Genomic DNA, 13,621 nt, shown 5'->3' on the forward strand with positions numbered 1-13,621 from the left:
ACGGCCAATCGCCGAACCTCGCTCGGAGTGCCGATGACACCTCTCGCCCTTCTGACCTTCCCCGACATAGACCCGGTTGCGATCGAGTTCGGCCCCATTTCAGTCAAATGGTACGGCCTTGCTTACATGTCCGGGCTTCTGCTCGGCTGGCTGTATATCCGCCGGCTGATATCGACGCCGAACCTCTGGCGCGACGCCAAGCCGCCGATGACGCTGGAGCGCGTCGACGACCTTCTCCTCTACATAACCGGGGCTGTCATCGTCGGCGGCCGCCTCGGTCAGGTTCTGCTCTACGATCCAGATTTTTACTTTTCGAACCCGGCCGAGATCATAAAGGTCTGGAAAGGCGGGATGAGCTTCCACGGAGCGCTCATCGCCTCCGCATTCCTCATCTTGCTCTTCGCCCGCATCTATAAGGTCAGCGCCCGCTCGGTGATGGACCTCTGCTGCGCTGCCGTGCCGATCGGCATTTTCTTCGGACGCGTCGCCAATTTCATCAACTCGGAGCATTGGGGCCGCGTCACCGATGCCTACGTCGGCATGGTCTTTCCGAACGGCGGAGAGAACCCGCGCCATCCGAGCCAGCTTTACGAGGCACTGCTCGAGGGCCTCGTGATGTTCGTCATCATAAGGTTCGCGACCCATCGTCTGTTCGCATTGAAACGGCCCGGTCTCGTAACGGGCATCTGGCTCGTCTGGTACGCGATCGCGCGCAGCATCTGCGAGTTCTTCCGCGAGCCCGAACCCGATCACATCTTGAACATCGGTCCCTTCACCGCCGGACAAGTCTATTGCGTGCCGATGCTTCTGCTCGGCATCTATATGATCTGGACTGCGAACCGGAAGAGCGCTGCCGGAAAGGCTGTCGTGTGACCGTGGAAACTGGATTGCGTCGCGACACGCCGCTGTCCCGGCGGATCAAGGAGAGAATCCGCCGCGACGGGCCGATGACGGTCCAGACCTACATGTCCGTCTGCCTTTGGGACCCGGACTACGGCTACTACCGGACGCAACCCGTGTTCGGTGCCGCGGGCGATTTCATCACCGCGGCCGACATCAGCCAGGTCTTCGGCGAATTGATCGGCGTCTGGGCGGGCGTCGTCTGGCAAGGCGTGCTCGGCGCGCCCAATCCCGTCACGCTTGTCGAATACGGCCCAGGCCGCGGCACGATGATGCGCGACGTGCTCCGCGCCGCCCGCATCGTTCCGGGCTTCGCTAAGGTCACACGCGTCCATCTGGTGGAAAGCAGCGACGGCCTCGCCGAGATTCAAGGCACGACACTCGCCGACTTCCGCGACGTTCTGAGCTGGGGCCGCGAGCTCGATGAATTCAATCCGCCCGCAATCATCTTCGCCAATGAGTTCCTAGATGCCTGGCCTGTCGCTCAATGGGTAAAAACGGAATCCGGCTGGCACATCCGCGGCGTCATTCTCGATGCCAGGGGCGAATTGCAATTCGCTGGCATCGACAAGAATTGCCCGCACGAAGCGTTCGAAGCCCTGTTGCCGAATGCGCCGACGGGAACGGTGATTGAATCCCAGCGCCTCGACCAGCTCGCCGAACCACTGAAGGCCCTCGCCGAGCGTGGCCCCGTTGCCTTTCTGATGATCGATTATGGTCACACGACACCCGCCGCCGGCGACACGCTGCAGGCGGTCCGCGAGCACAAGTATGAATCGCCTTTGACGTCGCCCGGCCAAGCCGATCTGACGGTTCACGTCAATTTTTACGACCTCGCCTCCACGCTGCACCGCGCCGGCCTTGTTCTCGACGGCCCCGTCACCCAGGCGGAATTTCTCGGCTCTCTCGGCATCGTTGAAAGGGCGTCTCGGCTGATGTCGGCCAACCCTGCACGCGCCGGCGAGATCGAGATGGGCGTCGCGCGGCTCCTGGCGCCGAACGGAATGGGCTCGCGCTTCAAGGTGCTCGCCGCCCGTTCGCCGGGTTTGCCGTCACTACCGGGATTCAGCGCGGCCCGCGCGACAAGCGAAGCCTCTGGATCAATGCCATGAAAGCCGGCCTCTGATGACGCTCAAACCAGTCGAAGCGCGAAATCTGCACGCCGTTACCGGCATTCGACACGGCTTCTTCACGCGCAACGGAGGTTTTTCGACCGGCCTCTACGACAGCCTCAACTGCGGCCTCGGCTCGAATGACGATCAGAGCCGCGTCATCGAGAACCGGCGGCGCATCGGCTTGCACCTCGGTGGCGACGAATTGAAATTCGGCCCCGGCGTGATCACGCTTTACCAGGAGCACGGCACGACCGCGTTCGAAGTCACCGAGGCACCGTCCCGCGATGCCCTTCCCCACGCCGATGCTGTCGTCTCGAGAACCCCGGGCCTCGTCATTGGCGTCCTGACGGCCGATTGCGCCCCGGTTCTTCTTGCCGACGGGGAAGCTGGCGTCGTCGCCGCCGCCCACGCCGGCTGGCGCGGCGCGCTCGATGGGATCGTCGATAGCGCCATCCGAGAAATGGAGCGCCTTGGTGCTCGCCGTGAGCGTATCTCGGCCGCGGTCGGTCCCTGCATTGGCCAGGCCGCCTATGAGGTCGGCCCCGAATTCGAAGCCGCCTTCCTGTCACGCGACGCCGGAAACTCCCGGTTCTTTACGCGAAATGTCGACAGCTCGCGACCGCACTTCGATTTGCCGGGTTTCGTCATGAGCCGCCTCGTCGATGCGGGCGTTAGTAATACCGAGAACCTGTCGCTGTGCACCCGCGAGAACGAATCGCTTTTCTTCAGCTACAGGCGTAAAACCCATCGTGGTGAGGCGGATTACGGCCGACAAATCTCTGCCATCGTCGTGGCGTAACTGCACAATCCACAGCAATGCCAAGCCGAGACCTACGTTTGCACGACCTGACAACAGTTTCACCGGGCTGCCATCTGGACGGGTAGTTAAAGGCTGATCTAGAGGGATAAGGTCAGTTCCGGTAGTTTTCAGGGGAGTTCAGGCCGCGGGGGTAGCGTTTTCCGGCCGCCGGGAAGTCGCGGTTGGATAAGGGGGGACGTCCATTGACGACCTTTTCGTTTGAGCCTGCGCGCGAGCGCGGAATGCGTTTACGGGTGATCGGGGCAGCGCTCTTGGCCGCCTTCGCCACGTTGGGATTAGGCGGCTGCGAGTCGGCGTCGAACATCTTGAGCGGCGGCGGAAACACACCTCAGGCGTCGCTGACCCTTCCGCCCACAACCACAGCCCCGGCTGCCGCGCAATCGGCAAAAATTGCGATCGCGCCTGTCATCGGTTCCCCGGACAATGTGGCTCGCGATCTGCAAGCGCAGCTCGCCTCGTCGATCGGCCGTAACGGCATTCAGGTTGCAACCGCAAACAACGCGACGGGTGAGTACGTCGTGAGAGGCTACATCGTCGCCGCCCGCGAAAAGACGAAGGCGAAGATCTCCTACATCTGGGACATCACGGATCAGAGCGGCAAGCGCGTCCATCGCATCACCGGCGAAGAAATCATCGGCGGAGCCGGCAAGGATCCCTGGGCCGCCGTTACCGCGCCTGTCGTGCAGAGCATCGCCGACAAGACGTCGAAGCAGATCGCGACTTGGCTGTCCGCGAGCGCCAGCGTTCCGGTCGCAGCGAACACCGCTTCGACGCCCGGCGCAGCCTCGACCGTAGTCGCCTCGAATAACGCCGGCCCGGCGCCGAGCCCATCCTATCCGACAGCGCCGAACGCCGCGCCGCTCGCGCCGACCACCGGCAGCATCACGACCTCGGGACCGATCACGGCAATCGTGCCGATGGTGACGGGCGCTCCTGGCGACGGCAGCACCACGCTGACGACCGCCATCCAGCGCGAGCTGACCAAGAGCGGCTTAGCTCTGTCGACGACGCCCAACGCCCAGGCCTACAAGGTCGAAGGCAAGGTCGCGATGGGCCAGAGCAAGGACGGCAAGCAGCCCATTCAGATCGACTGGAACGTCATCGATCCATCCGGCAAGAAGCTTGGCACCGTGTCGCAGAAGAACGAAGTACCGCAGGGCTCGCTCGATGGCTCCTGGGGCAAGACGGCTGACGCGGCCGCGGCCGCGGCAGCACAAGGAATTATCAAGCTTTTACCGGCGAAGAGCACAGATTAAGCAAACTGTGCGCGATATCACCCTTAAGCTTCATAACGATGACAACATTGGGCTCGGACAGTTGAACAGTCCGGGCCCAATTGCTACAAGCCCGCGCATAACGAGGCTTCTGGAGCGCAAATGCCTTTTGACACCAAGGTTGACGCTCGAAGTTTGGATGGCCGGGGAAAGCTGGGCGTGAAGATCGTCGCGGGAAACAGTAACCGGCCACTAGCCGACGCAATCTGTTCATATCTGAAGCTTCCCATGGCCAAAGGCCAGGTGAAGCGCTTCGCGGACATGGAGATCTTCGTCGAGATCCAGGAAAATGTGCGCGGCCAGGATGTCTTCGTCATCCAGTCGACGTCGTTTCCCGCGAACGACAACCTTATGGAATTGCTGATCCTGCTCGACGCACTGAAGCGCTCGTCAGCCCGCCGGATCACCGCCGTCATCCCCTACTTCGGCTATGCCCGGCAAGATCGCAAACCCGGCCCCCGAACACCGATTTCCGCCAAGCTCGTCGCCAACCTCATCGAACGCGCCGGCGCCGACCGCGTTCTGACGCTCGATCTGCACGCCGGACAGATCCAGGGCTTCTTCGACATCCCGACAGACAACCTTTTCGCCGCGCCCGTCATGACGCGCGATATCGAAGAGCACTTCGGCAGCACTGAAGACGTTGTCGTCGTCTCGCCGGACGTCGGCGGCGTGGTTCGCGCCCGCGCGCTCGCCAAGCGCATCAACGCACCGATCGCGATTTGCGATAAGCGCCGTGAACGTCCGGGCGAAAGCGAAGTGATGAACGTCATCGGCGAAGTCGACGGCAAGCGCTGCGTCCTCATCGACGACATCATCGATTCAGGCGGAACGCTCGTGAACGCGGCGGAAGCCTTGCTCAAGAACGGCGCGACGGAGGTATCGGCTTACATCTCGCACGCTGTCCTCTCAGGCGGCGCAGTCAGCCGCATCCAGAATTCGCGCCTGAAATCGCTCGTGATCACCGACTCGATCCTTCCGACCGAAGCCGTGAAAGCCGCGAAGAATATCCGCGTGATCTCGATTGCGCCGCTGATCGGCGAAGCCATCCTGCGGACGAGCCGCGAAGAAAGCGTCTCAAGCCTCTTTTACTGACGCCTCGGCTTTGAGGGGAAGTGTAGCAACCGCCCGCGCCCCTAACCCGGACAGAGCCGGTCGCAATTCACGACGATCAACCGAACGCTTTGGGAGACAAGGGCGTCCCGCCGCGCGAGCCGCGCTAGGTTCGGTCCCGTAATCGTAGCGCCACCCATTCTTTTCGCAGGATGGCGTACTGCATCGTGTTCACGAAGATCGGGGCGCCTTCGTCATCCTTCTCGAAGGATGTGAACTCTTTGAAAAGTCCCTCCATCCTCATTCCTAACCTTTCGCACAAACGCTGCGAAGCAATGTTGTTTTCCTCTACGTAGCCGTATAGGCGACGAGCTTGTTTCACTGAGAACAGGTATTCGAAAAGGGACCGCGCAGCCTCTGTGGCGAACCCAGCGCCCGCGAAATCCGCGTTGAAATTCCACCCAACGGAATATGTATCAGGGGGCTCGAGTATGCAGAACACATCACCGATCAGCTTATCAGTGCTTCGCAGGCACACGGCGATATGCTCATCGCTTCGGCTGCGCGCTTCCGCTTCTGCTTCCGCCTCGTGAAGATCGTCCAGCTTGAGCGAGAAGAAACAACTCGCCCGGGGTTGGCGCAGATACGCGAGCAGATCGGTTGCATCTCCCTTCCTGAAATTCCTCAGCGTTAGTCGGCCGGTCTCGATAGCGTCCATTCAATCTCTCTATCGGGCTGTTATCGAGGAAGGCGTGCTGCCTTGCCCCTTAGATCGGCGCGCCGCCAGCCGCCAGTCCGCATCGTAGCTGCCATCCCCGCCCAAGCGCCGGATGCGGCAGAGCAATCCCGCCAGCGACAACGCGATGTGAACACATGGGGGATGCCGGAGAGGATTCGCCGGTCGGCTTCGCTTTTGGCGCCGGGCAGATTGCGCCGCCTGCAGGGCTCGATCGCCGCGGGTCAGAGGAGAACCCGCCCGCCTCTCGCCCCGAATGCTAATCGTGGCCCGCCGCACAGTCGCCGCAGCGGCCGCGGATTTCCATCGTCATCGACCGCACCTTGAAATCGTTCTTCCCGGCCCAGGCCTGCAGGCTTTTGACGGCAGCCGGATTGTCGAATTCCTTAACGGTACCGCAGGAGTCACAAATGGCGAATACCGCCTTGCCGTGATGGTGCGGATGATCGCACGCGACGAAAGCGTTAAGGCTTTCGAGCCGATGGGCAAGGCCATCCTCGATGAGTCGTTGGAGCGCCCGGTAAACCGTCGGCGGCGCGCTGACGCCCTTGCCCCGAACCTCCTCGATCAGCTCATAGGCGCTCATAGGCCGCCCGACGCCTCTCAGCGCCTCGACAATGATCTTGTCCTGGTCGGCCGCGCTGCGGCGCTTCGTAGACTTTTTGGCGATCACTCCAGCCATCTCCATTACCCGCCGTCACGGGGTCAATAATCGCTTGCGAGGTAAATCTGCCCCAATATGCTGATTTTCGCGGCAACTTTCCAGCGGCCCGGCCCGCTCCCGTTAGCCTTGTATGGGCGCAATCGCCCGCGTTTGGGCCGTTGCACCTATGCGCAACCCCGGGTATACACGCGCAATCTCATGAAGACCTTCCTGAGACGCCGCCCGGCACCCTTGGAGGCCGGTACGCGGCTATTTGGCTCTTCTGATAGGCAGGAGAGCTTCAACACTCGGAGACGATGCCATGTCTGAGCTCATCACGCTCAAGGCTACGGCGCGCCCGCGTGCCGGCAAGGGGGCCGCACGCCAAGCTCGCCGCGATGGAAGTGTACCTGCCGTTATTTACGGCAACCACGAACCCTCGGAAACGATCAACCTCGAATACAACGAGCTCTGGAAGCAGGTCCTTCGCGGCCACTTCACCTCGACGGCCATCGAACTCGACGTCGAAGGCAAGAAGCACATCGTGCTTGCCCGCGACGTGCAGGTCGATCCCGTGCGCGACACCCCCCTTCACGTCGACTTCCAGCGCGTCGGCAAGGATGGCGTCATCCGCGTTTCGATCCCGGTTCACTTCGTCAACGAAACGCTGTCGCCCGGCCTGAAGCGCGGCGGCGTACTCAACATCGTTCGCCACGATGTCGAAGTGTACTGCCCTTACGAGAAGATCCCGCGCTTCTTCGAGGTCAGCCTCGAAGGCATGGAAATCGGCCGCTCGATCCACATCTCGGCAGTCACGCTGCCGGAAGGCGTTTCGCCCGTCATCAAAAACCGCGACTTCACGATCGCAACGATCGCAGGCGCGCTCAAGGGTGACGACGAAGCAGCGACCGCAACGGCTGATGCTGCCGCACCGGCCGCCGACGCCAAGGGCGCGGCTCCCGCAGCCGGCGCCAAGGCGGCACCCGCAGCTGCTGCCGGCAGCAAGGCTGCTCCTGCTGCCAAGGCGGCACCTGCCGCCAAGCCCGCAGCGAAGAAGTAAGACGATCACGAAACCGGCGCGGTCCTGTGATCGCGCCGGTCTTCACGGCGGAAATCGCGCCCCATCGGCAGCTCCGCGAAGCGCAAAGCCAGGCGCGTCACAATTACCTCCGCGAAGCGCGCGCCTTCCGGCCGGCTTGCCGGAGGCAAGTCGGAAGGCGCCACCAAAATGAAGCTCTTCGTCGGACTTGGTAATCCTGGCGAGAAATATCGCGCCAATCGCCACAACATCGGTTTCATGGCGGTCGATCGCATCGCCGAACGCCACGGCTTCGGCCCCTGGCGAAAGAAGTTCCAGGGCCTCGTCTCGGAAGGCTCGATCGGCAGCGAACGCGTCACGCTTCTGAAGCCTGAAACCTACATGAACGAAAGCGGCCGCGCCGTCGGCGAAGCCCAGCGCTTTCTCAAAATTCCGCTCGACGACGTCTACGTTTTTCACGACGAGCTCGATCTTGCCCCCGGCAAGGTGAAAGTGAAGACTGGCGGCGGCAATGCCGGTCACAACGGCCTTCGCTCGATCTCGGCGCACATCGAGAACGAGTATAAGCGCGTGCGCCTCGGCATCGGCCATCCAGGCTCGAAGGATGTCGTCATCCATCACGTCCTGAACGACTTTGCAAAATCCGATCGCGAATGGGTCAACGCGCTGCTCGATGCCGTTGCCGACGCCGCGGGCTACCTTGCCAAAGGCGACGACGCCCGCTTCCTGAGCGACGTCGCGCGCCTGAGCCAGGACGAGCCTGAGGCCCCCGCACGCAAAAACGAACGCACTTCCCGGGAAGAAGAACCGCGCGCCCCTAAAAAGCAGGCATCAGGGCCACACCCCGCCGGTGAACGCGCCTCCAAACGCCAGTCGGCATTGGCCGAGAACTTGAAAAAATGGCTGGGCGCGCGAAAATCCGGCGACGGCTCGTGATCGTTTCGTCACGCACACTTACGCGTCTGGATTTCGGGGGTTAAGCGTCATGTCCGAATATCAGGAAGAGAGCTATTCGAGCGGCTCGCGTACGGACGGTACCCTCCAGACGATCGTCGGCGCGCTCATCCTCCTGTTCACGGTCGGCGTTTTCACCGCTGTCGGCTGGGACGCCTATAACTCCGCCGACAAGGACAAAACCGGCGTCCGCCGCATCTTCGCCAAGCGATGGAACGACCGCACGCTCGTCTTCCCCATCGAAGGCAACGACCGGGCCGGACGCCGTGCCCTGTTCGACGTCGTCGTCCTCACCAAGAACTATGGCTGGGTCCGCGGCTCGACGACCGAACTCGCGAAGGACGACCGCCGCCTCTCGCCCCAGGAAATTCAGGAAGAGGTTCTGGCGCCTCAGCTCCGCGAGGGATTGGGGTCAGCACGCGGCCTGATCGCCGTCGGCCTTGCGAGCCAGGAAGGCGATGTCGCGCGCGAGGAGCAGCGCGGCGGCGAGCGCGCCGTCCGCACCGCACAGTGGGTGCAGGAAGCTCTCGGCGAGCGCATTCCTATGTGGACCTTGAACCTCGGACGCTACGTCGATCCCTGCGCCGATTGCGAAGATACAGACACCAGCTGGCAGCGCCCGTTCATCGTAATCGCGGTCCGCCAGGTCGATCAGGGCACGCATATTTCCGAAGCGCTCGCGGAGGCGATGTCCTACACGACCAACCTGCCGGCCCCATCGCGCTATTCGGCTTTTGCGTTTGCGAAGTTCACGCGGTGAGCCATAGGGCCGCAGAAGCAGCCTATAAGGCTTCACATTAGGGCGCCGCTCGCTTAACCCGACGGCAGCAACTCAACCGGACATCTCCCCGCCATGGGCTTCAAATGCGGCATCGTCGGCCTGCCGAACGTCGGCAAGTCGACCCTCTTCAACGCGCTGACGCAAACCGCGCAGGCGGAGGCAGCCAACTATCCGTTCTGCACGATCGAACCCAACGTCGGCGAGGTCGCCGTTCCCGACGCCCGCCTCGACACGCTGGCGAAGATCGCGGGCAGCAAAGAAATCATTCCGACGCGTCTGACCTTCGTCGATATCGCAGGTCTCGTGCGCGGCGCCTCGAAGGGCGAAGGCCTCGGCAACAAGTTTCTTTCTCACATCCGCGAAGTTGATGCCGTGGCCTACGTGCTGCGCTGCTTCGTCGATGAAGACGTCACTCACGTCGAGAACCGCATAGATCCGCTGGCCGACGCCGACGTCGTCGAAACCGAGCTGATGCTTGCCGATCTCGAAAGCCTCGAGAAGCGCATCTCGCAAATCGAGAAGAAGGCCAAGACGGGCGACAAGGAAGCCAAGGCACAATACGCGGTGATGGAGAAGCCGTTGCAGCTTCTCCGTGAAGGCAAGCCCGCGCGCCTCGCCAAGATGACACCCGAAGAGATGCCCGCCTTCCGCGCGCTGCAGCTTTTGACGTCGAAGCCCGTCGTCTACGTCTGCAACGTCGAAGAAAGCGCCGCCGCGAACGGCAACGCCTATTCGAAGCAGGTCGAAGAGCGCGCCAAGGCGGAAGGTGCAGCCGTCGTCGTGATCTCGGCCAAGATCGAAAGCGAATTTGCGGGTCTGGCGCCGGAAGACCGCGATGCATTCCTCGCCGAAATGGGTCTCGAAGAGCCCGGCCTCAACCGCCTCATCCGCGCCGGGTATAGCCTGCTCGACCTCGTGACGTATTTCACCGTCGGGCCGAAAGAAGCCCGCGCCTGGACGATCACGCGTGGAACGAAGGGGCCGCAGGCCGCCGGCGTCATCCACACGGACTTCGAGAAGGGCTTCATCCGCGCCGAAACCATCGCCTATCCCGACTACGTCGCCGGCAACGGTGAGACGGGCGCGAAGGAAGCTGGAAAAATGCGCCTCGAAGGCAAAGAATACGTCGTCCAGGACGGCGACGTCATGCACTTCCGATTTGCGAACTAGGGGTTGATAGCCATGTCCACAGAGCTTCCCGACCGGCTCAGCAACGATCCGAAAAGCCCCTACTTCAATGAAGACATCCTGAAGCGCGACATCGGCATCCGCTTCAACGGCGTCGAGAAGACGAACGTCGAGGAATACTGCGTGAGCGAAGGCTGGATTCGCGTCGCAGCCGGCAACGCCAAAGATCGCGCTGGCCGGCCGATGACGCTGAAGCTCAAAGGCAAGGTCGAGCCGTACTTCCGCGCGGCAGAATGAGGAATCTTAGATTCTTCTAGAGTTATAATCACAGATATCCAAAGGCGATTAACCACCGGATCTTGCCGATGCGACGATCACGGACGAAAATCGCAGCATGGAAGCAGAACTCGGAACTGATTCTCCCGAACTACTGAGGCTTCGGCTCGAGGTTTGGAAGGAATCTATCCGTGTAACTCAATCCTTCACCGATATCTCACACAAGACACGCCAAATGGGAATGACCGCTGGGGTTGGCGGCCTAGCTTTGGCGGTCACACTTCTCACGCAGTTTCCAGAGGCGAAGCTCTCGGTCCCTTATCGAGGATACGATTACGCAACACATCTCGCCGGATTGATCATGATCCTTGCTGGGATCGCAATCGCGATGACCAAATTTCTGGACGTTCACTTGCATCACAGAATGCTGCGCGGCAGCGTAGCATTCACGCAAAACATTGAACGAACAAAAGCATTCAAAGAGCTGATGGGCGTCGAAAGGGGATTGGCGGAATCAATTACCTTTCACAGCCGGTCCAAGAGAGCGATTTCGGATTCAGATGCTGTGAGCCCAGCCAAAAAAACCTCTGCCGAATACAAGTTACGTCGTTTTTACAATTGTACCATTGGAGCGATCGTTGCGATGGGCATCGCAACGATCTTTACAACGTATTCGGTTACCCGACACGATACCGTTCGGATTAATCAGACCATAGAAATGCCGACCAGATAAAGGGCGACCGGCGCTTCGGTCGCATCACATCAACTCGCACGCCGCCTCCGCGTCGCGGCACCTTTCTTGGCAGCAGCCTTGCGGGCAGCTGTCGAACGCGTCGCCACCGCCTTCCGGGCGGCTGCGGTCGGGCGGGCTGCCGAACGTTTGCGGGTAGCAGCGGCACGCACAGCCGAAGCCTTCCGGGCAGCCGCAGGACGCGCAGCGGCGGCTTTGCCGCCGATCTTGCCTCCCCGGCGCGAAGATGCAGTCGACATCTTCTTGCCGCGGCCGGAACCGCTCTTCTTGCCGCCGCCGGTTTCCTTGTTAACCGTGGCCCAGGCGCGCCTTGCGGCTTCGCCCTTTCGAACGCCACGCCTCTCGTAGCCTTCTTCGATGTGTTCGGCTTGGCGTTTCTGTTTGCTGGTGTAGCTGGATTTGTCTCCACGCGGCATGTTCGCTCCTCCTCATTACATTGAGCGCTGCCAGAGCAACGCTGCAACACCTTCAGAGGTTGCAAGAAGTCGTCATAGGAAGCCCGCTGAATAAAAAAGGCCCCGCATCGAGCAGGGCCTTTTTCGTTGCCGGGAATGAAATCCGCCTATTCAGCAGCTTCCGCGCCTTGCGGCATCTTCTGTTGCTGAGCGGTCTCCGAAGCCTTCTGGCGCGTCATGTGCTCGAGAGCCGAGCGCACGCCTGCCTCATAGTCCGGATGCACCTTCTTGAAGTGCCCGAGCTGCCGCTCGGTGATGAAATCCGGAATGCCCCACATCGCTTCCGCGATGTTGTTGAAGAGCCGCGCCTTCTGATCCTTGTTGAACAGGTTGAAGAGCGCCGTCACCTGGCGATAATCGTCGTTGCCGTCGCGATGGTTATAGCGCTCGGCATCGCCCGAAAGCGCGAGCGGCGGTTCCGCAGCCGACTTGTCTTCGGCCGGCCCGTTGAACGAGTTCGGCTCGTAGTAGGCATCCGTAACGCCGGTCTGCTGACCGAAGAAGTTCATCGGACCATCCTTGTGATAGTGATGGACCGGGCACTTCGGCGCGTTCACGGGCAGATGTTCGTAGTGCGTGCCGAGGCGATAGCGGTGCGCGTCGGCATACGAGAAGATGCGCGCCTGCAGCATCTTGTCTGGCGAAAAGCCAATGCCCGGCACGATGTTGGACGGCGAGAACGCCGCCTGCTCGATCTGGGCGAAGTAATTTTCGGGATTACGGTTCAACTCCATCACGCCGATGTCGATCGGCGGATAGTCGGCGTGCGGCCAAACCTTGGTGAGGTCGAACGGATTGTACCAGTGCTTGCCGACGTCGGCCTCCGGCATGATCTGGACCTGAGCCTTCCACTTCGGAAAATCACCCTTCTCGATTGCGGAGTACAGGTCTTCCTGGGTCGATTCACGGGTATGACCGACGATCTCGGTCGCTTCCTTGTTCGTCCAGTGCCTATGGCCCTGCAGGGTCTTGAAGTGGAATTTCACATACACGCGCTCGTTCTTCGCGTTGATCAGCGAATAGGTGTGCGAGCCGTAGCCGTTGACGTGGCGAAGGTCGGTCGGAAGACCGCGGTCTGACATCAGGATGGTCACCTGATGCAGGCTTTCCGGCGATAACGACCAGAAATCCCACATCGCCGTCGGCGAACGCATGTTCGTCTTCGGATGCCGCTTCTGGGTATGGATGAAGTCGGGGAACTTGTAAGGATCGCGAACGAAGAACACCGGCGTGTTGTTGCCGACGAGATCCCAGTTGCCCTCGCTCGTGTAGAACTTGAGCGCGAAGCCGCGCACGTCGCGCTCGGCGTCGGCGGCGCCGAGTTCGCCGGCGACGGTCGAGCCGCGCAGCAGCATCTCGGTTTTGGCACCCGGCTGCAGGGCCGCGGCCTTTGTGTACTTCGAAATGTCGCCCGTGATGGTGAGGGTACCGAAAGCGCCCCAGCCCTTGGCGTGAACCGTACGCTCGGGAATGCGCTCGCGGTTCTGGTGCGCAAGCTTCTCGAGCAGCTGGTAATCCTGCATAAGCAGCGGGCCGCGCGGCCCTGCTGACAGCGAATTCTGGTTGTCCGCGATGGGGGCGCCAGCAGTTGTCGTTAATTTCCGAGTGTCGGTCATCGTAAGAAGTCCTTCCTGGAGGAAACAGAAACCGGACTAGATCAGAAAAACTTTCGCCTCAAATCTTTTTTTCAGGAAAT

General features: G+C 61.3%; 15 protein-coding genes. 11 read left to right on the forward strand and 4 right to left on the reverse strand.

The genetic code is table 11. From position 1 onward, the window contains the following. Positions 1–33: 33 nt before the first annotated feature. From lgt to AB4Z24_RS04925, 5 genes are all read left to right on the forward strand, one after another. Positions 34–873, forward strand: a complete 840-nt coding sequence (gene lgt, locus AB4Z24_RS04905) for a prolipoprotein diacylglyceryl transferase (protein ID WP_441706278.1) — start codon at positions 34–36, stop codon at positions 871–873. Beyond that, the gene (locus AB4Z24_RS04910) at positions 870–2,012 is read left to right on the forward strand and encodes a class I SAM-dependent methyltransferase (RefSeq protein ID WP_441706279.1); all 1,143 of its coding nucleotides are present in this window, start codon (positions 870–872) and stop codon (positions 2,010–2,012) included. Before lgt ends, AB4Z24_RS04910 begins: the two co-directional genes overlap by 4 nt. A gap of 13 nt (positions 2,013–2,025) precedes the next feature. Next, entirely contained in the window at positions 2,026–2,814 is a 789-nt protein-coding gene (pgeF, locus tag AB4Z24_RS04915; RefSeq protein ID WP_441706280.1) for a peptidoglycan editing factor PgeF, read from the forward strand. Positions 2,815–3,056: 242 nt separating this feature from the next. Continuing rightward, positions 3,057–4,091 carry a hypothetical protein gene (locus tag AB4Z24_RS04920; protein WP_441706281.1) on the forward strand — a complete coding sequence of 345 codons (1,035 nt, stop codon included), beginning with the start codon at positions 3,057–3,059 and terminating at the stop codon, positions 4,089–4,091. A 120-nt stretch (positions 4,092–4,211) separates the two neighbouring features. Continuing rightward, a complete protein-coding gene (locus AB4Z24_RS04925) occupies positions 4,212–5,204 on the forward strand; it encodes a ribose-phosphate pyrophosphokinase (RefSeq protein WP_441706282.1) in 993 nt (330 codons plus the stop codon). A 124-nt stretch (positions 5,205–5,328) separates the two neighbouring features. On the opposite strand, the gene AB4Z24_RS04930 is transcribed toward AB4Z24_RS04925, so the two are convergent. Both AB4Z24_RS04930 and AB4Z24_RS04935 read right to left on the reverse strand, forming a co-directional pair. Next, positions 5,329–5,880 carry a GNAT family N-acetyltransferase gene (locus AB4Z24_RS04930; protein ID WP_441706283.1) on the reverse strand — a complete coding sequence of 184 codons (552 nt, stop codon included), beginning with the start codon at positions 5,878–5,880 and terminating at the stop codon, positions 5,329–5,331. Positions 5,881–6,157: 277 nt separating this feature from the next. Further along, entirely contained in the window at positions 6,158–6,580 is a 423-nt protein-coding gene (locus AB4Z24_RS04935) for a Fur family transcriptional regulator (RefSeq protein WP_441706284.1), read from the reverse strand. Positions 6,581–6,863: 283 nt separating this feature from the next. Here AB4Z24_RS04935 and AB4Z24_RS04940 point away from each other — a divergent pair, with 283 nt between their 5' ends. The 6 genes from AB4Z24_RS04940 to AB4Z24_RS04965 all read left to right on the forward strand — a co-directional run bounded on the left by AB4Z24_RS04940 (position 6,864) and on the right by AB4Z24_RS04965 (position 11,452). Beyond that, on the forward strand, positions 6,864–7,601 hold the full coding sequence (locus AB4Z24_RS04940; RefSeq protein ID WP_441706285.1) for a 50S ribosomal protein L25/general stress protein Ctc: 738 nt from the start codon (positions 6,864–6,866) through the stop codon (positions 7,599–7,601). A gap of 168 nt (positions 7,602–7,769) precedes the next feature. Continuing rightward, complete coding sequence (gene pth / locus AB4Z24_RS04945) at positions 7,770–8,516, forward strand: aminoacyl-tRNA hydrolase (protein WP_441706286.1); 747 nt, start codon at positions 7,770–7,772, stop codon at positions 8,514–8,516. A 49-nt stretch (positions 8,517–8,565) separates the two neighbouring features. Continuing rightward, positions 8,566–9,294, forward strand: coding sequence for a hypothetical protein (locus AB4Z24_RS04950; RefSeq protein ID WP_441706287.1), 729 nt, complete (start codon positions 8,566–8,568; stop codon positions 9,292–9,294). Between the two features lie 93 nt (positions 9,295–9,387). Further along, positions 9,388–10,485, forward strand: coding sequence for a redox-regulated ATPase YchF (gene ychF / locus AB4Z24_RS04955; RefSeq protein ID WP_441706288.1), 1,098 nt, complete (start codon positions 9,388–9,390; stop codon positions 10,483–10,485). A gap of 12 nt (positions 10,486–10,497) precedes the next feature. After that, positions 10,498–10,740: a DUF3297 family protein gene (locus AB4Z24_RS04960; RefSeq protein WP_441706289.1), complete on the forward strand. Its 243-nt coding sequence runs from the start codon at positions 10,498–10,500 to the stop codon at positions 10,738–10,740. Positions 10,741–10,837: 97 nt separating this feature from the next. Next, positions 10,838–11,452 carry a hypothetical protein gene (locus tag AB4Z24_RS04965; protein WP_441706290.1) on the forward strand — a complete coding sequence of 205 codons (615 nt, stop codon included), beginning with the start codon at positions 10,838–10,840 and terminating at the stop codon, positions 11,450–11,452. Positions 11,453–11,481: 29 nt separating this feature from the next. Here AB4Z24_RS04965 and AB4Z24_RS04970 read toward each other — a convergent pair whose 3' ends face one another. Next, positions 11,482–11,886 carry a plasmid stabilization protein gene (locus AB4Z24_RS04970; protein ID WP_441706291.1) on the reverse strand — a complete coding sequence of 135 codons (405 nt, stop codon included), beginning with the start codon at positions 11,884–11,886 and terminating at the stop codon, positions 11,482–11,484. A 146-nt stretch (positions 11,887–12,032) separates the two neighbouring features. Then, entirely contained in the window at positions 12,033–13,541 is a 1,509-nt protein-coding gene (locus AB4Z24_RS04975) for a catalase (RefSeq protein ID WP_441706292.1), read from the reverse strand. Positions 13,542–13,621: the final 80 nt, after the last annotated feature.

Source organism: Hyphomicrobium sp. 2TAF46, from assembly GCF_052114865.1.
Classification (GTDB): domain Bacteria; phylum Pseudomonadota; class Alphaproteobacteria; order Rhizobiales; family Hyphomicrobiaceae; genus Hyphomicrobium_B.